This is a genomic window from Mesorhizobium sp. WSM4840 (assembly GCF_055811755.1).
This window is the reverse complement of sequence record NZ_JBVVQD010000032.1, coordinates 1-21,884: the sequence shown is the minus strand read 5'-3', so window position 1 is coordinate 21,884 and position 21,884 is coordinate 1. Positions and strand designations below refer to the sequence as shown.

Annotated in this window: 24 protein-coding genes; 11 read left to right on the top strand and 13 right to left on the bottom strand. The window is 62.5% G+C overall.

The features are described 5' to 3' along the window. Window positions 1–33 precede the first annotated feature (33 nt). The 7 genes from AC0L3I_RS30075 to AC0L3I_RS30045 are packed head-to-tail and all read left to right on the top strand — an operon-like array spanning window position 34 to window position 8,011. Complete coding sequence (locus AC0L3I_RS30075; RefSeq protein WP_473529312.1) at window positions 34–1,161, top strand: transporter substrate-binding protein; 1,128 nt, start codon at window positions 34–36, stop codon at window positions 1,159–1,161. After that, complete coding sequence (locus AC0L3I_RS30070) at window positions 1,158–1,757, top strand: ANTAR domain-containing response regulator (protein WP_065009964.1); 600 nt, start codon at window positions 1,158–1,160, stop codon at window positions 1,755–1,757. Before AC0L3I_RS30075 ends, AC0L3I_RS30070 begins: the two co-directional genes overlap by 4 nt. Beyond that, on the top strand, window positions 1,735–2,643 hold the full coding sequence (locus AC0L3I_RS30065) for an ABC transporter permease (RefSeq protein WP_473485640.1): 909 nt from the start codon (window positions 1,735–1,737) through the stop codon (window positions 2,641–2,643). Before AC0L3I_RS30070 ends, AC0L3I_RS30065 begins: the two co-directional genes overlap by 23 nt. Beyond that, window positions 2,640–3,560, top strand: coding sequence for an ABC transporter permease (locus AC0L3I_RS30060; RefSeq protein ID WP_473529311.1), 921 nt, complete (start codon window positions 2,640–2,642; stop codon window positions 3,558–3,560). The genes AC0L3I_RS30065 and AC0L3I_RS30060 overlap by 4 nt, the downstream gene beginning before the upstream one ends. 44 nt (window positions 3,561–3,604) lie before the next feature. Then, entirely contained in the window at window positions 3,605–5,248 is a 1,644-nt protein-coding gene (locus tag AC0L3I_RS30055) for an ABC transporter substrate-binding protein (RefSeq protein WP_473529310.1), read from the top strand. Beyond that, window positions 5,238–6,182, top strand: coding sequence for an acetamidase/formamidase family protein (locus tag AC0L3I_RS30050; RefSeq protein ID WP_473529309.1), 945 nt, complete (start codon window positions 5,238–5,240; stop codon window positions 6,180–6,182). Before AC0L3I_RS30055 ends, AC0L3I_RS30050 begins: the two co-directional genes overlap by 11 nt. After that, a complete protein-coding gene (locus AC0L3I_RS30045) occupies window positions 6,179–8,011 on the top strand; it encodes an ABC transporter ATP-binding protein (protein WP_473529308.1) in 1,833 nt (610 codons plus the stop codon). The genes AC0L3I_RS30050 and AC0L3I_RS30045 overlap by 4 nt, the downstream gene beginning before the upstream one ends. A gap of 226 nt (window positions 8,012–8,237) precedes the next feature. Here AC0L3I_RS30045 and AC0L3I_RS30040 read toward each other — a convergent pair whose 3' ends face one another. The 7 genes from AC0L3I_RS30040 to AC0L3I_RS30010 all read right to left on the bottom strand — a co-directional run bounded on the left by AC0L3I_RS30040 (window position 8,238) and on the right by AC0L3I_RS30010 (window position 13,843). Next, window positions 8,238–9,146, bottom strand: coding sequence for a nitrilase-related carbon-nitrogen hydrolase (locus AC0L3I_RS30040; RefSeq protein WP_473529307.1), 909 nt, complete (start codon window positions 9,144–9,146; stop codon window positions 8,238–8,240). Between the two features lie 27 nt (window positions 9,147–9,173). Further along, window positions 9,174–9,443 (bottom strand): RidA family protein, encoded by a 270-nt coding sequence (locus AC0L3I_RS30035; protein ID WP_473529306.1) that lies wholly within the window; start codon window positions 9,441–9,443, stop codon window positions 9,174–9,176. Then, the gene (locus AC0L3I_RS30030; RefSeq protein WP_473529305.1) at window positions 9,440–10,717 is read right to left on the bottom strand and encodes an NAD(P)/FAD-dependent oxidoreductase; all 1,278 of its coding nucleotides are present in this window, start codon (window positions 10,715–10,717) and stop codon (window positions 9,440–9,442) included. Before AC0L3I_RS30030 ends, AC0L3I_RS30035 begins: the two co-directional genes overlap by 4 nt. 226 nt (window positions 10,718–10,943) lie before the next feature. Further along, complete coding sequence (locus AC0L3I_RS30025) at window positions 10,944–11,225, bottom strand: GIY-YIG nuclease family protein (RefSeq protein WP_473529340.1); 282 nt, start codon at window positions 11,223–11,225, stop codon at window positions 10,944–10,946. 256 nt (window positions 11,226–11,481) lie between these two features. Continuing rightward, window positions 11,482–12,456, bottom strand: a complete 975-nt coding sequence (locus AC0L3I_RS30020; protein ID WP_473529304.1) for a D-2-hydroxyacid dehydrogenase — start codon at window positions 12,454–12,456, stop codon at window positions 11,482–11,484. Further along, entirely contained in the window at window positions 12,453–13,250 is a 798-nt protein-coding gene (locus tag AC0L3I_RS30015; RefSeq protein WP_473529303.1) for a pyrroline-5-carboxylate reductase, read from the bottom strand. The genes AC0L3I_RS30020 and AC0L3I_RS30015 overlap by 4 nt, the downstream gene beginning before the upstream one ends. Before the next feature lie 104 nt (window positions 13,251–13,354). Then, window positions 13,355–13,843, bottom strand: coding sequence for a methyltransferase family protein (locus AC0L3I_RS30010; RefSeq protein ID WP_473529302.1), 489 nt, complete (start codon window positions 13,841–13,843; stop codon window positions 13,355–13,357). 131 nt (window positions 13,844–13,974) lie between these two features. Between AC0L3I_RS30010 and AC0L3I_RS30005 the strand changes: the two genes are divergently transcribed. Next, the gene (locus tag AC0L3I_RS30005; RefSeq protein WP_473529301.1) at window positions 13,975–14,478 is read left to right on the top strand and encodes a MarR family winged helix-turn-helix transcriptional regulator; all 504 of its coding nucleotides are present in this window, start codon (window positions 13,975–13,977) and stop codon (window positions 14,476–14,478) included. A 206-nt stretch (window positions 14,479–14,684) separates the two neighbouring features. Next, the gene (locus AC0L3I_RS30000) at window positions 14,685–14,978 is read left to right on the top strand and encodes a hypothetical protein (protein WP_473529300.1); all 294 of its coding nucleotides are present in this window, start codon (window positions 14,685–14,687) and stop codon (window positions 14,976–14,978) included. A gap of 76 nt (window positions 14,979–15,054) precedes the next feature. Here the strand turns inward: AC0L3I_RS30000 and AC0L3I_RS29995 are convergent, their stop codons facing one another. Then, a complete protein-coding gene (locus AC0L3I_RS29995) occupies window positions 15,055–15,288 on the bottom strand; it encodes a hypothetical protein (protein WP_065009975.1) in 234 nt (77 codons plus the stop codon). A gap of 460 nt (window positions 15,289–15,748) precedes the next feature. On the opposite strand from AC0L3I_RS29995, the gene AC0L3I_RS29990 reads away from it, so the two are divergent. Both AC0L3I_RS29990 and AC0L3I_RS29985 read left to right on the top strand, forming a co-directional pair. After that, entirely contained in the window at window positions 15,749–16,012 is a 264-nt protein-coding gene (locus tag AC0L3I_RS29990) for a hypothetical protein (RefSeq protein WP_128169785.1), read from the top strand. A 35-nt stretch (window positions 16,013–16,047) separates the two neighbouring features. Continuing rightward, window positions 16,048–17,190 carry a M14 family metallopeptidase gene (locus AC0L3I_RS29985; protein ID WP_473529299.1) on the top strand — a complete coding sequence of 381 codons (1,143 nt, stop codon included), beginning with the start codon at window positions 16,048–16,050 and terminating at the stop codon, window positions 17,188–17,190. 680 nt (window positions 17,191–17,870) lie between these two features. Here AC0L3I_RS29985 and AC0L3I_RS29980 read toward each other — a convergent pair. From AC0L3I_RS29980 to AC0L3I_RS29960, 5 genes are all read right to left on the bottom strand, one after another. Further along, window positions 17,871–18,326, bottom strand: a complete 456-nt coding sequence (locus AC0L3I_RS29980; RefSeq protein ID WP_473529298.1) for a hypothetical protein — start codon at window positions 18,324–18,326, stop codon at window positions 17,871–17,873. After that, window positions 18,323–19,054 (bottom strand): hypothetical protein, encoded by a 732-nt coding sequence (locus tag AC0L3I_RS29975; RefSeq protein ID WP_473529297.1) that lies wholly within the window; start codon window positions 19,052–19,054, stop codon window positions 18,323–18,325. The genes AC0L3I_RS29980 and AC0L3I_RS29975 overlap by 4 nt, the downstream gene beginning before the upstream one ends. 601 nt (window positions 19,055–19,655) lie before the next feature. Further along, window positions 19,656–19,892, bottom strand: coding sequence for a hypothetical protein (locus AC0L3I_RS29970; RefSeq protein ID WP_473529296.1), 237 nt, complete (start codon window positions 19,890–19,892; stop codon window positions 19,656–19,658). Beyond that, complete coding sequence (locus AC0L3I_RS29965; protein WP_473529295.1) at window positions 19,876–20,970, bottom strand: chymotrypsin family serine protease; 1,095 nt, start codon at window positions 20,968–20,970, stop codon at window positions 19,876–19,878. Before AC0L3I_RS29965 ends, AC0L3I_RS29970 begins: the two co-directional genes overlap by 17 nt. A 31-nt stretch (window positions 20,971–21,001) precedes the next feature. Next, window positions 21,002–21,415 (bottom strand): hypothetical protein, encoded by a 414-nt coding sequence (locus AC0L3I_RS29960; protein WP_123146086.1) that lies wholly within the window; start codon window positions 21,413–21,415, stop codon window positions 21,002–21,004. Window positions 21,416–21,884 lie beyond the last annotated feature (469 nt).

The window sequence follows — 21,884 nt, the reverse complement described above, 5'->3', positions numbered from 1 at the left end:
CGGCTGCGGGGCATTGTTATTTGGGGATTTGCTTTGGGACGGCGTATCGAAATCGGCATTCTTTACTCGCGGTCGGGCAACTACCGCCTGCTGTCCGAATCCTGCCGTTCGGGTGCGATGACGGCCATCGCCGACATCAATGCCGATCCCGCCATCCCGATCGAATTCGTTCCGGTGGAGCGCGACCCGCAAGGCAACATCGATGGCTACGCGACGGGCTGCGCCGACATTCTCGGCAACAGCGGTGCGCGCCACATCATTGGCTGCATCACGTCATGGAGCCGCAAGGAGGTCATTCCGATCCTCGAGCGCGCCGGTGGCACGCTCTGGTACGCCTGCCCCTATGAGGGCTTCGAAGCGAACGAGCATGTCGTCTACATGCACGCTTGCCCAAACCAGCATCTCGTCCCGCTGCTGGCCCATGTCGTGCCGCGCTTCGGCGCCGACGGCTTCCTGCTCGGCTCGAACTACATCTGGGGCTGGGAGACCAACCGTGTCGCCCGCGACCTGATCGCCGACGCCGGCGGCAAGGTTTTGGGCGAGCGCTATCTGCCGCTCGGCGAGGTCGATGTCTCCAGGCTGATCGCCGAGATCCAGGCCACCCGGCCGGAGTTCATCCTGAACAACCTGATCGGCTCCTCGTCCTATGCCTTCATCGCGGCCTATGCCGAACTTGCCGAACGCGACCCGCATTTCAGGCCGGAGCGCTGCCCGATCCTGTCCTGCAATCTGACCGAATGCGAGTTGCCGGCGCTCAACGAGGCGGGCAATGGCCACCTTTCCGTCGGGCCGTACTTTCACGATATCTCGGTAGCGGATCGCCAGGGCGATTCGGCGCCCTCCATCATGCCTGCCTCGTCCTTCGAGGCGGCGGCCTATGCCTCGGTGCGGACGCTTGCCGAGATCCTCGCCCGCAATCCCGGCGCACAATGGCCGGACCTTCCCCAGGCCTTTGCCGGAACCTCGTTTCGAACCCCGCTCGGCGACATATCCATCGATCCGCAAACCCAGCACGCCACCTTGCCGGTGCAGATCGGGCGCATCGAGGGGACCGCATTCAAGACCGTCACGCTGACCAAGGGAGTGGCGCCCGATCCCTATCTGTCCCGCTATGACCGGACCGAGACGTTCGGCCGCCCACGCCTGAGGGTGGTCTCGTGAGCAAGGTCCCGCGCATCCCGAACCTCGGCGGCGCCAGGGCCTTTGTCCTGCATCGTCCGCATCCGACGGTGCAGGCGATCACGCGGCAATTGTCGGCCATCGGCCTCGAGACGGTCGGCTGCTGGCCGGAACTGCCGGCCGAGGCGCTGGCAGCGGATTTCGTCTTCTTCGATGCCGACCTCGGCTTCGACGAACAATTCCCATGGGCGCCGGGCGAGGCGCCGATGCCGCTGGTCGCGCTGATCGGCTCCGAAGCGCCAGGCCGCATCGAGTGGGCGCTGTCGCACAAGGCCGACGCCCAGTTGCTGAAGCCGGTCGGCAATGCCGGCGTCTACAGCGCCCTTTTGATCGCACGGCAGAGTTTCGAGGCGCGCAAGCTTTTGGCAAGCGAGATATCGTCGCTTCGGCTGCGCGTCGCGGAGCGCCAGACCATCGTGCGCGCGGTCGAGGCCTTGTCGAAAGGCGCCGAGGACGGCCGCGCCTATGCGCAGTTGCGGTCGCTGGCGATGAGCTGGCAGATCAGTGTCGAGGAGGCCGCGCGCAGGATCGTGGCGATGACGGAAGAAGGCGGCGATGACCAGTCCCATCGCGCCTGACCTTCCGGCAACCGGGCGCATGCCAATCAAGCCACGCGCCGGCGTCTGGCGGCGCCTGGTCAAGCGTCCTCTGGCATTGATCGGCCTGGGGATCGTTGCCGTCGTCTTGGCTGGCGCCATCCTGGCGCCGTGGCTGACGGGCTACGATCCGAACGAGCAGATGTTCGACGGGCTGACGCTTGAAGGCGCGCCTTTGCCGCCGAATGCCAGCTTCTGGCTGGGCACGGACCTGCTCGGCCGCGATCTGCTGACCCGCATCCTTTTCGGCGCACGCACCTCGCTGATCATCGGCATTGTCGCCAACGGCGTGGCGCTTTTGATCGGCACGCTGGTCGGCGTCACCGCGGGCTATTTCCGCGGCTGGATCGGCGGCGCGCTGATGCGCTTCACCGATCTGATGATGGCCTTCCCGGCGCTGCTGCTCGCCATCTGCCTGGCGGCGGTGCTCCAGCCGAGCCTGTGGATCGTTGCCATGGTGATCGCACTGGTGAACTGGGTGCAGACCGCGCGGGTCGTCTACACCGAGACCAGCTCGCTCGCCGAGCGCGAGTTCATCGACGCCGAGCGTACGATCGGTGCCAGCGCGCCACGCATCCTGTTTCGCCATATCCTGCCGCATCTGCTGCCGACGATCATCGTCTGGGGCACGCTCGGCATCTCGACCACGGTGCTGCTCGAAGCAACGCTCAGCTATCTCGGCATCGGCGTGCAGCCGCCAACCGCATCCTGGGGCAACATCATTTTCGAGAACCAGACCTATTTCCAGGCAGCGCCCTGGCTGGTCTTCTTTCCGGGCGCGGCGATCCTGGCGCTGGCGCTGGCCTTCAACCTCATCGGCGATGCGCTGCGCGACATCCTCGATCCGACGCAAAGGGGCCAGGCATGATCGCCTATCTCGGCCGCCGCGTCATTCAATCGCTGCTCATCCTGCTGGGCGTCTCGCTGATCACCTTTGCGCTGCTCTACCTGCTGCCCGCCGACCCTGTCCGCCAGATCGCCGGCCGCAGCGCCACGCCCGAGACGGTCGAGAACATCCGCCGGCAGCTCGGCCTCGATCAGCCCTTCATCATCCAGTACTGGCACTATCTGACCAGCCTGCTCAGCGGCGATCTCGGACGCTCCTACATCCAGCGTTCCGAGGTCACTGAGCTCATCGTCTCGCGGCTGCCGGCAAGCCTGCTTTTGATGGTCGGCGCCATCCTTTGCGAGCTGGTGATCGGCCTGACGATGGGCCTGCTTGCCGCCGTCAGGCGCGGCACCGCCACCGACCAGACGCTGATGGTCGCGTCCTTTGTCGGCGTCTCGGCGCCGCAATTCGTCGTCGGCCTGCTGCTCCTTTATGTATTCGCCGTGCGGCTCGGCTGGTTTCCGATCGGCGGCTACGGCACCTGGCGCCATCTGGTGCTGCCCTCGCTGACCATGGGCATCCTCGGCGCCGGCTGGTACGCCCGCATGATGCGCTCGTCGATGATCGACGTGCTGCGCCAGGACTATATGCGGACCGCCCGAGCCAAGGGCCTTGCGCGCGGCACCATCATCTTCCGCCACGCACTTCCCAACGCCATCCTGCCGGTCATCGCCATGATCGGCATCGACATCGGCATCTTCATGGGCGGCATCGTGGTGGTCGAAAGCGTGTTCGGCTGGCCCGGCATCGGCCAGCTTGCCTGGCAGGCCATCCAGCGCGTCGACATTCCGATCATCATGGGCGTCACCCTGGTTTCGGCCTTCGCCATCGTGCTCGGCAATCTCCTGGCCGACACCGTCGCACCGTTCATCGATCCGCGCATCAAGCTCAGATGAAAACCAAAAAAAGACACGATAAAACCAGAGAAAGGGAACATGAGATGAAGAAAATCTTGACCTCCACCGTTGCGGCATCGGCGCTCGCGCTGATGCTCGGCATGACAAGCGCCCGCGCCGAAGACGCCATCGATCCGAACGCCAAGCAGGGCGGCGCGATCACTATCACCTACAAGGACGACGTCGCCACGCTCGATCCGGCCATCGGCTATGACTGGCAGAACTGGTCGATGATCAAGAGCCTGTTCGACGGGCTGATGGACTACGAGCCGGGCACCACCAACCTGCGGCCCGACCTCGCCGAGAGCTACGAGATCGCGCCCGACGGCAAGACCTTCACCTTCAAGCTGCGCCAAGGGGTGAAGTTCCACAATGGCCGCGAGATGACTGCTGACGACGTGAAATATTCGCTTGATCGCGTCACCAATCCGAAGACGCAGAGCCCGGGCGCCGGCTTCTTCGGCTCGATCAAGGGCCATGAGGATGTCGCTGCAGGCAAGGCGGAAAGCCTGGCGGGCGTCACCGTCGTCGACCCCTACACGATCAAGTTCGAACTGACCCGGCCCGATGCCACCTTCCTGCATGTCATGGCCATCAACTTCTCGCATGTCGTGCCGAAGGAGGAGGTCGAGAAATACGGCGCGGACTTCGGCAAGCATCCGGTCGGCACCGGGGCTTTCAAGTTCGCCGAATGGACGCTCGGTCAGCGCGTCGTCTTCGAGCGCAACCCGGATTACTGGCATAAGGGCCTGCCCTATCTCGACAGGATCAGCTTCGAGATCGGCCAGGAGCCGATCGTCGCCCTGCTGCGGCTGCAGAAGGGCGAGATCGACATTCCCGGCGACGGCATTCCGCCGGCCAAGTTCCAGGAGGTGATGTCCGATCCCGAGCAGAAGGCCCGTGTCGTCGAGGGCGGCCAATTGCACACCGGCTACATCACCATGAACACCACCATGGCGCCCTTCGACAATGTGAAGGTGCGGCAAGCGGTCAACATGGCGATCAACAAGGACCGTATCGTCCAGCTGATCAACAACCGTGCGGTGCCGGCCAACCAGCCGCTGCCGCCGTCGATGCCCGGCTACGACAAGGAATTCAAGGGCTATCCCTATGACGTGGCCAAGGCCAAGGCTTTGCTTGCCGAGGCCGGTCATCCCGACGGTTTCGACACCCAGCTGTTCGCGATGAACACCGATCCCAATCCGCGCATCGCCCAGGCGATTCAGCAGGATTTGGCGGCCATCGGCATCAAGGCCAGCGTCCAGTCGCTCGCGCAGGCCAATGTCATCGCCGCCGGCGGCGACAAGGCCGGCGCGCCGATGATCTGGTCCGGCGGCATGGCCTGGATCGCCGATTTCCCCGATCCGTCGAACTTCTACGGGCCGATCCTCGGCTGCGCCGGCGCAGTCCCGGGCGGCTGGAACTGGTCTTGGTACTGCAACAAGGATCTCGACGCCAAGGCGGCGGAGGCCGACTCGATCGTCGATCCGGCCAAATCAGGCGAACGTGCCAAGATGTGGAGCGCGATCTACGGCAAGATCATGGAAGACGCACCCTGGGCGCCGGTCTTCAACGAGAAGCGCTTCACCATGAAATCGGCCCGGATGGGCGGCGCCGACAATCTCTATGTCGACCCCGTCCATATCCCGATCAACTATGACAATGTGTATGTGACCGATGTGCAATAACTGCGACTACACCATCCATGGGCGCCATCACCATTTCGGCTGGGACAATTCCTTTGTCCCGACTGAGCGGGTGGCGCCCGGTTCGACGATCGAGTTCCAGTGCCTCGATTCGTCCGGTGGCCAGCTTCAGGCCGACAGCACCGTTGCCGATGTCGCCAAGCTCGACTTTGACAGGATCAACCCGGTGACCGGGCCGATCTTCGTCGACGGTGCTGAGCCGGGCGATGCGCTGAAGGTGACGATCGAGATGTTCAAGCCGTCCGGCTTCGGCTGGACGGGGAACATTCCGGGGTTCGGCCTGCTCGCCGACGACTTCCCGGAACCGGCGCTGAACATCTGGACATACGACGCCGTCTCGCTCGAGCCGGCGCTGTTCGGCAGGCAAGCCCGCGTGCCGCTGAAACCCTTTGCCGGCACCATCGGCAACGCGCTGGCTGAAATGGGCCTTCACTCGGTGGTGCCGCCAAGGCGCGTCGGCGGCAATCTCGACATCCGCGATCTCGCGGCCGGCACCACGCTCTATCTGCCGGTGGAGGTGGCCGGTGCGCTGTTTTCGGTCGGCGACACGCATGCCGCGCAGGGCGACGGCGAAGTGTGCGGCACGGCGATCGAAAGCCCGATGGATGTCGTGCTCAAGCTCGACCTGGTCAAGGATATCAGGCTGAAGACACCGCGCTTCACCACGCCTGGCCCGGTGACGCGCCATCTCGACGCCAAGGGCTACGAGGTGACGACCGGCATCGGACCGGACCTGATGACGGGCGCCAGGGAAGCGGTCTCCCAGATGATCGACCTGCTTGCCGGCCGCTACGCAATGGACCCGGTCGAGGCCTACATGCTGGTATCGGTCTGCGGCGATCTCCGGATCAGCGAGATCGTCGACATGCCGAACTGGGTGGTGTCGTTCTACTTCCCGCGCTGCGTCTTCGAATGAGCAAAGGCGCAACCAGCAAGCGGACCGGGGCTTTTGCCCCGGCCGTTTCGGTCACGGCCGGACCGGTGCTGGAGATCTCCGGCTTGACCGTAAGCGTACGTGGCGAAGACGGCGAGCGGCCGGTGGTATCAGACCTATCGTTCTCGCTTGCGCGCGGCGAGACGCTTTGCATTGCCGGTGAATCCGGCTCCGGCAAATCGATGACCGCGCTGGCGATCATGCAGTTGCTTCCGCAGCCCGCCGCCCGGATAGAATCCGGCGCGATCCGGCTTCGCGATATGGATCGGGGCGACATCGATCTGGCTTTGCTCGATGAGCGCCAGATGCGCCACATTCGCGGCGACCGCATCGCGATGATCTTCCAGGAGCCGATGACATCGCTCAATCCGGTGCTGTCGATCGGCCGGCAGCTGGTCGAGTCCATCGAGGCCCATACCGACCTGTCCCGCGCCGAGGCGCGCCGGCGCGCCATCGAGGCGCTGAAGGCTGTCCGCATCCCGGAGGCCGAAAGCCGGCTAAAACAGTTTCCGCACGAACTGTCCGGCGGCATGCGCCAGCGCGTGATGATCGCCATGGCGCTGGCGCTGAAACCGGATGTGCTGATCGCCGACGAGCCGACGACGGCGCTCGATGTCACCGTGCAAGGCGAGGTGCTGGAACTACTGCGCGATCTGCAGCGCGAGCATGGCACCAGCGTCATCCTCATCACCCACGACATGGGCGTGGTCGCCGAAATGGCCGATCGCGTCGTCATCATGCGGCACGGCCGCATGGTCGAGGAGGGAACAGCCGCCGATATCTTTGCCCGCCCGCAAGCCGACTATACGCGTGAACTGCTCGCCGCCGTGCCGCGCATTGGTACCGGCGTCGGCCGCCAAAAATCCGCCGAGCAAAAATCCGTCGAAGCGGAAATGCCCGCAAGCGTGGCGGTGGTCAACGATCTGCATGTCCATTTCGACCTGCGCGGTGGCTTCTTCGGCCAAGTGAACCGCCGTGTCCACGCCGTCGAAGGCATCAGCTTTTCGATCGCGCCGCACGAGACGCTGGCGCTGGTCGGCGAATCCGGCTGCGGCAAGTCGACCACCGCCAAGGCGCTGGCCGGGCTTGTGCCCTACCACGGCGATATCGTGATCGGCGGGCGCAATCTGGCGGGCCTTGGCCGTGACCAGCGCAAGGCGGTTCGCCGCGACGTGCAGATGATTTTCCAGGATCCCTATGCCTCGCTTGACCCGCGCATGCGCGTCGGCGACCTCGTTGCCGAGCCGCTGTTGATCCATGGCATCGCCTCGAAGGAAGAGCGCAGCCAGCTTGTGGCGGCGCTGTTCGAGCGCGTCGGCCTATCGGCCGACCAGATGGAGCTCTATCCACACGAATTCTCAGGCGGCCAGCGCCAGCGCATCTGCATCGCGCGCGCTCTGGCGCTCAGACCCAAACTCATCATCGCCGACGAGAGCGTTTCGGCGCTCGACGTGTCGGTGCAGGCCCGCGTGCTCGACCTGCTGAAGGAACTGCAGCGCGAATTCGGCATCGCCTATCTGTTCATCTCGCACGACATGGCGGTGGTCGAGAACATTTCCGATCGTGTCGCCGTCATGTATCTCGGCCAGATCGTCGAAATGGGCACCCGCGACCAAGTCTTTTCGAACCCGCGCCATCCCTACACGAAGCGCTTGATCGAGGCCGTGCCGGTGCCCGATCCGGCAAAGCGCCGGCCGCGTTTCGCGCGTCTCGATCAGGAGATTCCGAGCCCGACTCGAAAAATCGGCGAGGACCCGCCGAAACTGGCCCTGAAGGATCTTGGCAACGGTCATCTCGTTGCTGTTTCCTAGAGCATTTTGCAGCCAAACGTCTTCGTTTGGCGTCCGACAAAATGCGTTAAAACAAAGAGTTAATGCATGTCGCGCAAAAGTGTGCAGCGGTTTTGCGATAACGACATGCATAAAACAGCAACCTTAAAGCGCGTCGCATGAGGCCGGTCGAACGCGACGCGCTTTAGGGCGCCGTCTTGGTTCCACCAAAACGCAAAGCGCTCTAACACCAGCGAGCGCTGTCACCTCAAACCTGATCCGCGATCAGCCGGTATTGGTCGGGCCGGCGATATCTGGCGAAGTCGAAATTCACCTTGCGGCAGACGGCGATCAGGTCGAGATCGGCGCGATGGACGATCACCTCATCGTCGAGCGACATCGCCTGCGCCGCGATTTCGCCGGTCGGGGCGATGATGCAGGAGCCGCCGATCAGGGCCTGGCCGTCCTCGACGCCGGCCTTGGCCGCTGCCGCGACCCAGACCGTGTTCTGATAGGCGCCGGCCTGCATCGGCAGATGATTGTGGAACATGCGCAGATGCGCCAGCGCCGGCGCCTCATCGAGCAGCAGCGGCGTGTTGTAGCCGATCAGGACAATTTCAGCGCCGTTGAGACAGAGCATCCGGTAGGTCTCCGGCCAGCGCCGGTCGTTGCAGATGGCCATGCCGACGCGCACGCCGCGATAGACGAAGATCGGAAAGCCGAGATTGCCGGGCTCGAAATAACGTCGCTCGAGATGGACGGTCGTGCCCGGTTCCGGCTCACTCGATCCCGGCACATGGATTTTGCGATAGCGCCCGACAAGCTTGCCGTCCTGCCCGACCAGATCCATCGTGTTGAAGCGGCCCCCGTCGACGCGCGTCAGCTCGGCATAGCCGAGCGCAAAGCCTATCTTGAGGCGCGCCGCGGTGTCGTAAAGGCGCTGTGTCTGCGGGCCCGGCATGGCGGGTTCGAAGAACGCCTCGATCTCGGCCTGGTCGTCGATCCGCCAACGCGGAAAGAAGGTTGTCAGCGCCAGTTCGGGAAACACCGCGATTTCCGCGCCGGCGGTAGCCGCCCTTTCCAGAAGCGCGACGAGCCGGTCCACCGTTTCGGACCGTTGCGCGCTTTTCTGTATCGGGCCGGTCTGGCAGACCGCGATGGTCAGGTCTCGAGCCATGGCGTCGTCTCCCCAATAGATTGCAGTTCATGCTGCAGCGGTCACCATGATCTCGACGCGATAGCCGTCGCCGGCGAGCCGGGCCTCGACCGTTGCCCGCACCGGCATGGCGCTTTTGTCGATCCAGGCATCCCAGGCGGCGTTCATCTTGTCGAAGTCGGCAATATCGCGCAGCCATACCGTGGCGCTCAGGATCCTGGTCTTGTCGCTGCCGGCCTTCGCCAGATAGCTGTCGATCTTGGCGAGCACGTCGCGCGTCTGCTGCGTGGTGTCGCCCGACAGATCGTCGGCCGTCATGCCGGCCAGATAGACAATGCCATGTGGCTGAGCACGCGGCAGAAGCGTGGGCCATTCTCGAAGCGTTCGATTGTCATGTCCTTCCTCACGATGCTTTTTCCTACTTTTTCCTCCGGCGCGGATGTCGCCCCGATCCGGCCAGGCGCAAGATCACCCGGCTCGATGCCTTGGCGCAACAGATCATCCGGCAAACGTCCGGTGCGGATCAGGTCGCGACATGCCCTGGCCAGCGCCGGCGATGTCTTGATGCCATAGCCGCCCTGGCCCGCCAGCCAGAAGAAGCCTTCGGCCTTCGCGTCGAAGCCGACCACCGGCGAGGCGTCGCGCACAAAGCTGCGCAGTCCCGCCCATTGATGTTCTATCCGGCGCACGTCGATCGTCGTCGCCCGCTGCAGGCGATCGACGCCGACGGCGACATCGAATTCATCGGGAAAGGCGTCCATCGGCTCGCTCGGGGTGGCATCCGCCGGCGAGACGAAAATCCGGCCGGCGTCCGGCTTGAAGTAGAATTCCTCGCCGACATCGTTGACCAGCGGCCATCCGGCAATGGAGACACCATCCGGTGCCGCGACATGGAATGCGGTGCGTCGCTTCGGCACCAGGCCGATCGGGGCAATTTTGGCCAAAGCAGCGATCCTGTCGGCCCAGGCGCCGGCCGCATTGACGAGGATCGGCGCGGCGAACAGTCCCTGGCTCGTCTGCAGGATCCAGCGACCCTTGTGCCGCTCGATCGCGTCGACGGCTGCATTGGTGACGATCCGGCCGCCACGTTTGCGCGCATTGCGCAGGAAACCCTGATGGAACTCGTTGACGTCGATCTCGCGACAACCCGGTTCGACGATCGCACCGGCGACATAATCGGCTCGCAGCACCGGCACGCGGTCCAACGCCTGTTCGCGGCTGACCCGATGGATCGACGGCACGAATTGCCTGGCCCTTTCGAGTTCCTCTTCAAGCCGGCCGAGCTGATCCTGGCGCGCGATGGTCAGCATGCCGCGCGGAAGCATCAAGGGATGATCGCAAAAGCCCTCGGGCGGCGCTTCGAGAAAAGACCGGCTGGCGATCGCCAGCCGTCGGATGACGGCGTTGCCGTAATTCTCGGTAAAGCTCGCGGCCGACCGGCCGGTGGAATGGTAGCCGCAATGGCTTTCGCGCTCGAGCAGGATGACCGACGAGACTGCCGCCAGTTCATAGGCCGCACTCGCTCCGGCAATGCCGCCGCCGATGATCGCGATATCGGCTTCTTGTATCGAGGCGCCGCTGGGAGACTTCATCGCTAGTTCCTCTGCACAGTGATTTTGACAGGTGGGCCGATCGGCAGCGATCATCGACAATTCCTCTCAGCCAATCTCAGTGGCAAATCGCAAACGTCTAGGATTGGCCGAAACACCCCTCCACTTCGTCATCCCAGGGCGGAGCAAGGAGCGAAGCGACGCGGCGCAGACCCTAGGATCCATGCCGTTACGCCAGCCGAAGAATGCAGCGGACCAGAACCGAACGCTACCACCCCGTTCCGCGAAAAAGCTCGAACCACTGCGGATTGGTCTTCTCAATCAGCTCGATCTTCCACTGGCGTGGCCAGCGCTTCAGCGACTTCTCGCGCTGGATGGCATCGCGAATGTCGAAATATTCTTCGTACCAGACCAGACGCTGCACACCGTAGCGGCTGGTGAAGCGCGAGCCCTGGCCGGATTTGTGCTCCGGCATGTGGCGGCCAAGATTGTTGGTGACACCGATGTAGATCGTGCCGCGCTTCTGACTCGCGGTCATATAGGCGGTCATGGTGGAAGGGTAGCTGGCACCGTTGCGGATGCAAGCACCGTTCTGAGCCGTTGCATTCCTCGGCTGAGGTAACGGAATGGATCCCAGGGTCTGCGCCGCGTCGCTGCGCTCCTTGCTCCGCCCTGGGATGACAAAGGTGTGGTGGCTTATGGCTAATTGCAAACCCTCGAGATTGGCAGGAGGCGATCGGTCGGCGGCAACCATCACAGCCTCCTTCAGGCTCAGTCAAAGAACCAAATCCTCTGTGCAGAGGAAACTAGTAACCGCGTCTCGGATCGACAACGCCGAGCAGCTTTTCGCCGCGCCGATAGCGGCCGAGATTGTCTGCGAACATATCGAGCGCTTTCTCCTCCCAGCCATCATAGACCGACGAGCAATGCGGCGTGACGATCACGTTCTCATACCGCCAAAGTGGATGATCCGCCGGCAGCGGCTCGGTCGAAAACACATCGAGCGCGGCGCCCTTGATGCGGCCGCCGTCGAGCGCCGCCAGCAGCGCTGCCTCATCGACGACGCCGCCACGCGAAACGTCGATGAGCACCGCCGACGGCTTCATCGCGGCAAACGCCGCAGTGCCGATCAGCCCGCGCGTCGCCTCCAGCAACGGCACGCAGCAGGCGATGAAGTCGGCCCGGCCCCAAAGCCCCGGCAAGGACTCGATGCCGTGAACCTCGTCGACATCGGCGGTTGGCCTGGGATGCGCGCGCACGCCGAGCGTCGTCAGCCCCAAGGCCTTGGCGCGCCGGGCCAATGCCTGCCCGGTCCTGCCGAGGCCGAGCAGCAGCAAGGTCTTGCCCTGGATCGGCTCGACCGCCCCAGTGATCCATGTCCGGGCGCGCTGATGCCTGGCGAAATTTCGAAGACCCAGCGAGAAGGACAGCATCGCCCCCAGCGCGTATTCGGCCATCATATCGGCCGCGACACCGGCGGCGTTCGTCACCGTCACCTTTTCGGGGTTCCAGGGACCCAGATGATCCGTCCCCGACCCGCCGACCGACACCCATTTCACCGTCGGGCTTTCCAGGAGAGCGGAGCGCGGGAAGCGCGCTGTGCCGTCGAAGCGCACCGAGTAAACGATCTCGGCTTTTGTCTCCTCGATCAGGGCGGCCAGACCGGCGTAGCTGTCACAGGGGTAGACCGACAGCCCCGGATGCTTGTCCCGCAACAGCTTCATCGCCATGGCTGGCGCGTTGGTGTGGAGGATTACGGCAGGACCAACTGTCATCGTCATGATGGAGGGCCGGTGCGCGGCGCTGCTCCTGCCGAGATACGCCGGTGCACGCCATCCAGGCTCTCTGCGAAGGCATCGAAGACATTCCCTGTCGTGAGCTCGCGCAAAACCTGTTCGTTGATGCCGCCGCGCGTTGCATAGTCTTCCGCCAGATCCATGAAGCCGGCATCCGGCGCTGTTTCCGGTGCGTTTGCCAGCGCCTTGTAAAGCGTGACGACATAGTCGCGCGCCTGCGCGTCCGCGACGCCATGCTGTTTCAGCCAGCCATGGATCGTATCGAGATATTTGAAATAGCTGGCGAATGTCGCGGTGACGACGCTCAGCGCGTCGAACTCGCTCGGCCCCTCGACCTCGATCACCTTTCCCAGCCTGCCGAACAATGCCGCCATGCGCCGATCGGGCGGACAGATGATTGTCGCTCCCTGCCTGTGAGCGATCATCGGCATGGGAAGTGCTTTCGTCACCTGCTCCACGGGAGCGATCAACGCGGCTATTTCTTCGCGCGACAGGGTGGCGATCAGGCTGACGACGTGATGGTCCCGACGAAACCGCAATCCTGCAAGCACGTCATGGGCAATCTGCGGCCGAACCGCCAGCATGATCGTATCGCAACCGTCGAGGACGGCCTGATTGTCCGGTGCAATGCGTACATCGCGGTAGCGAAGCGCCAGGCTGGCAGCGATTTCTTCATTACGGGGCGACAGGAGCACCGATACGGAATTGTCCGCGGCGGATTTAAGTCCGGTGACAATCGCTGACGTGAGCGCGCCTGTGCCGATGAAGCCGAGTTTCATTTGAAATCCCTAAGCGTTGATTCTGGATCGTCGTCAGCCGACAAAATAGTACCAGCTCGGCGTGATTTTGGGATCAGAGCACGCGATCGGCATTCTTGCGAGGCTCAGAGCCAGCGCCGCACGCGTTGCCTGTAGTCGAGATAGGCATCGCCAAAACGCCGCTCGAGATAGGCCTCCTCGCGGGCGACGACGCCGTAGCGGATCAGGATTGCAAGCGGCAGCGTCAGGACAAGGATCCAAATATTCTGCGCGGCGACGCCGATGCCGCCATAGATGAGGAACATGCCGAGGTAGATCGGATTACGCGTCCAGCCGTGGATGCCGGTCGTCACCAGCACGCGCGTCGGCTCATTCGTCGGCACGGGCGTCTCCGCGCGCATGAAGTTGCGAATGCCCGCGGCGAAAAGCGCAAAACCAATCAGGATCAGCGAGCCGCCGGTGATCCAGGTGATCAGGTCATTCCTGGGGAACGGCAAGCGCAGCAGGCGATCCAGCACGAAGCCAATCAGAAAAGCGGCGAGAAACAGCAGGGGCGGTCTCGCGATGACACCTGCGGTTCCGCTGTCGGTTTGCCCAGCCTGGTCCATTTCCATGTCTGCTCCCGCAGATGCCTAGGGCTACGAAGCCTATAGCCGCCTAGAAACGACAACTAGGTTGTCATCCTAAAAGTTGACAACTGTGGTGTCAATCGCAGAAGTTGGCACGGAAAAAGGGAAATAAAAAAATGGCGTCGGCACGACACGGGACTGACCGAGCGACGGGCACGGACCCTATCGTTGACGGCAAGGCCGAGGCGATCGCCGAGCTGATGCTCGAAGTGGCCCAGTGCTTCTTCAGGATACGGGCTCTCGGCCAGAAGACCGGGCTCATCACCAGTTGGGGCGGCGGTGCGTTCGGCTTCATGCGAAGCCTGGCGCTGCTTGGCCCGCTCACCGTGCCGCAGATCGCCCAGATGCGACCCACCAGCCGCCAGCGCATGCAGCGGCTGGCGGATGAGCTTGCGGCCGAGGGGCTGGTCGAATTCATCGATAATCCAAAACACCGGCGCTCGAAGCTTGTGCAGCTGACGAGCACAGGCGCCGCGCGCTACGGCGAGCTGAACGCCCAGCTCCTGGCGATCGCCTCGACCATGGGCGTCGCTCTCGACGAAGCCGATATCCGCAAGACCGCCGGGATCGTGCGGCAGCTGAGCGACGATGTGAAAGTGCGCTCGGAGCGGCTGTCGTAGCGCTGGCGCAAAAGCAGCGCCGCGCCATTGAAGGGAATCCTGCTTGAGCGCCCCCCGATTGCGTGCCGTTTCAGCCTGGATGCGCTTGGCTGTTTGCCGCTTCCGTCCGCGCCCGCCGGCGAACGATTGCCAGCCGGAACCTCTGCGGAACTGAGGCGTTCGAACCGCAGGAGCTGAGAGCTGCGCCTTCGCAAAAGAGTACTGCAATGGCTCACAAGATAACGACAGGCACCAACGACCGGCTGCGCAACGAAACCATAGGCCAATCCGGCGAAGGTCTGCCGGGCAGCACGCCGCTTGACGTCGACGAGACCGCCGCCCGGTTGCGAGGCAAGCTGCACGGCAAACCTGCGCAACTTGCGGAAGCCAATGTCGACGCGGCAGGCATTGCTGGCGCCGGCGAGCATATGTGTCACCGCTGCGCCGGGACAGGCATGATCGACGGCCGCACCTGCCCCGAATGCGGCGGAACCGGAAAGGTGACGACGCCGATAGGCTGAGGCGGTCAGGATAGCGATCACGTTTCGCGGCAAGTCGATCACTGAAGCGCCAAGGGGCCGATGGAAATTGTGCGGATCAGATCGCCGGCACCCACTTCCAGAACACGCCCTCCATCCGTTCGGGATAATGCTTGAACTCGCATTCGAAGCGCCATCCGTAAGTCTTGGCGGCCGCCAGCGCTTCCTTGCTGACCGGGTTCATGCCCGTTCCCGGCGCGAACCAGTCTTCGAGCAAGTCGTCGGGTACATAGGCGCCGATCCTCAAAGGCAGCTTTTCGAGGACGACATCCATTTCCTCAGGTGCGGACAATGGCCTCTCCCTTCAAGAGCTATCAACGAACAAGTCATCTGAAACCGATTGGGTTCCAGACAATGGCAGAGTGGAAGGGAAACGTGATGGGCGACTGTCTCTCGATCTGCACATTTCAGGCCGCCCGCCGCCGCCGGTTGGTCGAACGCCGGCTAGCGTGTTCTCACAAGGTTGCAGATGGAGCTATGGGGCATACTTGACGACCGCTTGTGGGCGCCTTGCCGTCCGGCAGGACCGGGGCCGGAAGCAGACCGGCAACTTCTGGTGTCCGAAAAACGATAGCGGACATTCGGACGGCCGCGATGCGTGCGAACGGCGACCTTGTCGCTTATTGTCGTGAACGGTGTGGAGGTCTGCACAGCATGGCATGGGCTGACCGGCTTCGGGGGCGGCGTTGCAGCTCACTTCGGGAGAGGCTAAAGTCGAGACAGGCTGCATAATATGCCGAGGAGCACCTGATATGGCGGAGGGCGCGACGGTCCGCTGGCTGGTTCGTCTCACTCCAGTTGCGGGTCGCAAAGTCGACGATCTCCTGAAGGTTCCACTGAGCCTTGATGTCTGGGAACGGGAAGCTGACGCCGTCGTGGCGGTTGCCTCAGAGCAGACGATTGCCGAGCTCGAGCGCCGACGAATAGCTGGCGTCGAGCGCCTCCGCACGATCGCCGACCTGGAAAGTGGAGCACCCAGCTCCGATCACCTCGACGGGCAATCCGAGGGTCCTTGATCAGGCTCGCTTTATCGAAGGAAGGAGATGGTCGCATGAACCTGATCGCCAAGGTCACGTCTTCGGGACTGCAGAAGCCGCTTGGGGACGTTCTTCGAGTGCCGCTGGGCATCGACGTTTGGGAGGTCAAGCCGGATCACCTGATCCTTCGTGCAACCGAGGCTCAGCTGGACCGCCTGTCCAGCATGGGCTACCTCGTCGAGCAACTCGAGGATGTGGCGCGGCACCTGTCCACCTTCGCCAGCGCCGAGGCGGCGGAGCAGTATCATTCGGCAGCCAGCCTGGAGGAGGAGCTGCGGCAGCTTGCGGAAGCGAAGCCGGACATCGCCCAATTGATCGAGATCGGCCGAAGTATCGAGGGCCGGCCCATCCTTGCCTTGCGGATCGGGGACCGTCGCGGCGGTGTTCCCAAGGTTCTCTTCATGGGCTGCCACCACGCGCGCGAGTGGATCGCCGTGGAAGTGCCCTTCCTGCTCGCCAAGGAACTCGTCGAGCGGGCTGACGAGGCGCCGATCGCAGGTTGGCTTACGAGCGGAGAAGTCTGGGTCGCCCCGCTGGTCAACCCGGACGGCCATGAACACAGCCGGGCACAAGAGCGGCTTTGGCGCAAGAACCGCCGCAGGAACGACGACGGCTCGTTCGGCGTGGACCCGAACCGCAACTATGGCTACATGTGGGGCATTCTTGACGTGCCCACTTCCAGCCACGTGCCGAGCGACGAGACCTATGTCGGCCCGCGCGCTTTCTCCGAGCCGGAGACCCAGGCGGTCCGCGATCTCATAGGCTGCGAACGCTTCGCCGGCGTGATCACCTATCACAGCTACTCTCAGCTCATACTCTACCCCTGGGGCTACACGGAGAAGCCCATACCGGACGTTCAGCATCGGGAGCAGATGGTGGGGATGGCCCAGGAGATGCAAACCCTGATTAAGGGGGTGCATGGCAAGACCTATGTCCCGCAGCAGTCTTCCGAGCTCTACCCAACCGCGGGCGATACAACGGATTGGACCTACGGGACCTACGGCATACCGTCGTTCACGGTCGAACTCAGGCCGCGCACCTTCGAAGAAGGCGGGTTCATCCTGCCGCCAGACCAGATCCTGGCGACCTGGGAGGAGAACCGTCCGGCTGCATTCCGGTTCGTCGAACAGCTCCTGGCGGCGCCTGTGGCAGCATAGGAGGCGGAGGACGACCGGTCCCGGAATTCCGGAACGAGTTCGGAGGAACCGGTTGCGATCATCGAGCTAACCGAAGGAGAAACGCCGGTCTCCGAAGCCACGCGCGTTCCGCGTAAAACGCGCGCGATCAAGATGCTTGGGGTTCGGCCGGTGAGCCCATCTGGGCCGCATTTTCGGTTGCTGGCGAGAGACCGTCTGCCGCCCCTTGCACTGTTCGGCGGCGGCTTGATCGTCCCCGGGTGCTCGCCAGCGAGTTAAGCTTCAGGCCAAAGAAAGGCTCGGGGCACGACTCGCGCAAGGGAGCAAGGGTGGCCATCGCTATAAGCGATGGCTCGTTTGTCCGCACCCCGGTCATTCAGCGCTTTGCTCACGACCCTCTGCTTGCCACCCCTTCTACGACGTTCGCCACTGCTGAAGGCTAAGGCTGTTCAGGGTCAAGGGTTGCCTATCAGGGCCGGAGCGTCAGGGTCCTGATTGGGGTCGTAAGCTGAAATTCAAGCTGACACGATTTCGGACCAGCGTACAAAATGATGTGTACCGATCATGATACGTCACGTCGGCAAAGACCCTCACAAATCTGTCGACCTCGGCGCGCATCCGCTGCCTCGAGAGCCTTGCGGCGAAGCCTGACGATTGGTTGGCCGCCGACAAGGATGCCACGATCGCGCATCGGCGTCGGCTTATCCTGGCGGTACGGCCGTCACCTCGTCAGTGATCTTTGAATCAGATTTCGTCGCCCCGATAGCGCGGTCGCCGGTGAGAAGCGAAACGTGCTCGAAGACGACCGGTTTTGTCGGATAATCGCGGGAAACGGCAGCGAGCAGGAGCTTGTCACGGGTTCGTTGCGTCTCCTTTTTGGCGAGGCGCCCGGCCTTGAGCCGCTGCACCACGATCTGGCTTTCGCCCACCCGAATATTGTCAGCCTGGAGCAGAACCCTCCGTGTGCCCACCAGGGCCTCGCGACTTAGATCAAGGTTTTCCCCCATCAACTCGCGCTGAGCCATGCGCAACATCTGCCGAGCCGTCGAACGGTAAACTGTGTTGTGCGGATGATCGACAGGGCCCTGCTCGGCCCACCTCAACTCGAATTGCTCGTCGAACTCGCTGGTGCGTGCCGCCGGCGCCGCCGCGTTCATCCATTTGAGCGTCGACCGGATGACCGAAAGGAAGCGCAGATAAGGCGCCCGGTCGGACCGTGATCGCAACCGCAACACATCCTCATAATAGAAGCGTCTCGGACATTTCTCGTAGCGTTCGATGGCCTCGACTGCGATGCCTTGGGATGAGTCGAACTCGCCAGAGAGTGGCGGATAGGCGGGCTAGTCTTCCGGATGAGTTCGTCCAGAGCGCTGATTGCCGCCTTGTCGACCAGGCTATCGAGAGGGTCCAAGTCGTTCATGGTCGTTGAGGCGCTGGCGACCATGCGCGGCTTGGGTTTGTCTTTGAGCTTTGCACGCTGCTTGGTGGTCTGGCTGGCGACCGAACCACTGAAGTCGATCTCGAGGTATTCCGACATCCGGGTCGGTGTCTCGGTGAGTATCAGCTTCACCAGGTGAGTCCTGACCTCGCCGGCGATTTCGTCGACGTCGGTTGGACTGAACCCGCGGCAGTTCAACGCCACGATCTTGCCGGCGCGGGTCATGACCTCGCGCACCAGGCGACCAGTCAGCTCGCGCCGCTTGCCGCCGTTGCGGGCGAAGTAGACGAGCGTCTGGGTTTTCCATCTCGAGGGCGCCTCAAGCAGCATGGCGCCCGACCTGTCAGACTGGAGGACCTCGGCGATTTCCTCTTCGACGTCGGCAAATCGCGTGTACGGACGGCCGTCTCTCTCCCGTACCGAGGTTAGTGGCACGGGGCGAAGCATGAGTGCATCTGGTGTCGACGAGTCGCTCGTATCCCCCTCAAGCCGGCATTATGCTGAGTCGGAAAAAGCGCAGGAAGGATTTTTTTGAAGAATTCGCGAAAATCTTTCGGCTAGCAATCAAACAGCGCCCGGCCCGGCTTGGACGGTCACTCAGCCTAGGATTGTCGCGACGAGGCTATCGCGGACGGCGGATGAGCGGGATATGAGCAAAGCCGTTATGGCGCTGTTCGTTGTTTGTTCGCTGAAGGTCGCATAAGATTGCAGAGAGGAATGCGTTCGGAACGGATCTAGCCGTAACGGACCTTTCCATTCGGCCAACCTCAATGACTGAAAACGGGCGAGTTGCAGACGTTCGGCATCAGCCGCCCGAACCCAGATAGCGGAGTGATATTGAGCAACACCCCATCTCGGCCTGTGATCGTCGCAATGCCGGCTGGGAGTAAGGGCGGCGCGCTAACGGTTCTAGGGATCTATCTCGCGGGATTGCCACGTATGTTTTGATCGGCCGCCGTGGGTCTCAGTGGTGCCGGATCGATAGCAATGTTCGGCCGACTACCCTTCAGGTCGCCCTCACGCCAATTCGACATGCCACCGAAAGAAACTATTGGTACGTGTTGGCTCGTGGTTCGATGTTGGCAATCACCTTGAAAGGGTGGGCTTCCTGCCGCGCTTCATCGAGCAGCTTCCCGAGCAACTCCCGCTCCACTTCCGTCACCCGCTCATCGACTTCGAACCGGACGGCTTGCTGGTCGCGCACTATTCCAACACCATGGACGCCGCACTTGCCGAGGTACTTGGCACTCAGCTTTGATTTGGCATCTTCAAGCGATTGCGGCAACATCCGCTCCGTCGACTAACTCGATCTCAAGTTCAGACAGCACATCACTTATTTGGTTTGCGACCCCATAATTTCCAGATGGAGGACCGGCAAAATACAATCCAACACCCCGCTTCTGGCCCAATTCGACCACTAATGAGCCACTGTCGCCGCCAAGCCCGAATGCCGGAGCGCCAGAGACGGATTCAATACGAATTTGATTCTGGAACAATCCTACGATGCTTGCATCACTGTGATCCATCCCAATCAAGGCGTCGTAGGCGATGTCGGTAACGATGCCTTCAGTATAGCCCGTCGTCCGCCCATGCTTGCAAACGCTCATCCCAACAGCTGTAACCGCTGTTCCATTGATGCTTCCGATTGTACATATCTCGGGCCGCCATTGGATATCGGGCGCAAACTTCGCGATCGCCCCGTCCACTCTGTTCGGCGCGCCTGACAGGTCGATGGGAGTAAATCGCACTAAGTCAGCCACATAGGCCTGGCTATCGCCCCCATCCGCTGGGCCAGGCTGATAAATATCGTCGCCCGGATAGCCTTTGTTCACGTTGGCTAAGACGTGATTGTTGCTAAGAATATAAACTTGCTGTGCACTATCGCCTTGTCGACGCGAGCGACAAAAGTAACCGAGTGTCCCTGCAGTGATATCACGGTGGGCCACGCTTATGCCTGCAACGAGAGGCCTCTGTTTCCCTTTCCGTGAGTCAGAACACGTCGGAGCAGCCGACGCTGAAGCAGCCTGTCCCGCTGCCGTTTTGGGTCTGCGCGCCAATGCAAATGCAGGAGCGGATTCAATAATGTCGGTGGGGATACCATCAATTGTTTCGGGAATCCGATCCCTGGGGGACAACAGGCTCGGCGCGATTTTCTGAACAACGTGAACACGCACAACCATATCGTCTGTCGTAGCCTGCCCGTTCACAAACTTGTGCCCTATACCGACTGCGTGGACATTGAGGCGCGCTCCGGCCACCGCCTCATCCACACTCATCGTTTGAACACGTGCAACAACCTTGCTCCGAAAACCCAGCGGAAGATAACGTGCGCTTAAAGACTGTTTAGCCTCGAGTACGCCCATCTAAGCTATCCTTATTCGGGCACGGCTTTGTTTAGAACTGACAACGCGCCGGCGGCGCGGCGGTTTCAGGCTTCGCCCTAAATGGTATCGACCATAGGAAATCTGTCTGAACGTAGAAGGGCTTGCTGTCTTTCTCGAATTTCTTCCCGCGCCAGAGGATGCGTACGCTTCGACAGCCCGGCAACGCGGCGTCGAGGCTACGCAATTCTTCCTCCATTTCCGCCTTGAGCGCGGCGGTGAAGGCGCGGGCATCCATCGACAGACCCAGATCGGCGTAATATTCGGCCCGGCGACGATCGAAATCCTTCGGCAAGTCATCGTCCGGATTGCGGTGACGATCGGCGCCAACCACCCAGATCTCCTTGGCTCGGATGCGCTCGCGCAACGCCTGCAGGACGCAAAGCTCGTAATCGATCAGGTTGATCCGTCTGCCGCCCGCAATCATGAAACCCCGCCATTTAGCCGGAACCACGCCGTCAACTGGAACGCCGTCCCCGATGCTGAGCAACCGGCGGCCCTCGCGTCGCGCCCGACGAATCCATGCCAACGCATTCAAAACGGGCCGGTGCGCCGCATTGTTCGAACGGACCCACCTCGGCGAGAGAAGCGACGGAGGACATCTGAGCCATCCCGGGGACGCATTCGCTCCAGTAATTGTATCCCGTACCGCTCGTGTTTGCAGCGTCGCGCGCGGTTGGCAAAGCAACGCGCGATCCGAGCCGAATTACCGCAATGTTGCTGGCTGGAGCCGTCTATGGATCAAAATTCTGATGTGCCGACCTTTGTTTCCCTGTGGCGTCTGCGAGGCGCTCGATCCGCGGCAACTGGTGGGATTCCCCAGGACATCCTCGAAGGCGCGCCGTCGCTGCGGACGTTCAAGCGAAGGGCGAGACTCCGAACAGCCAGCCGTGCAG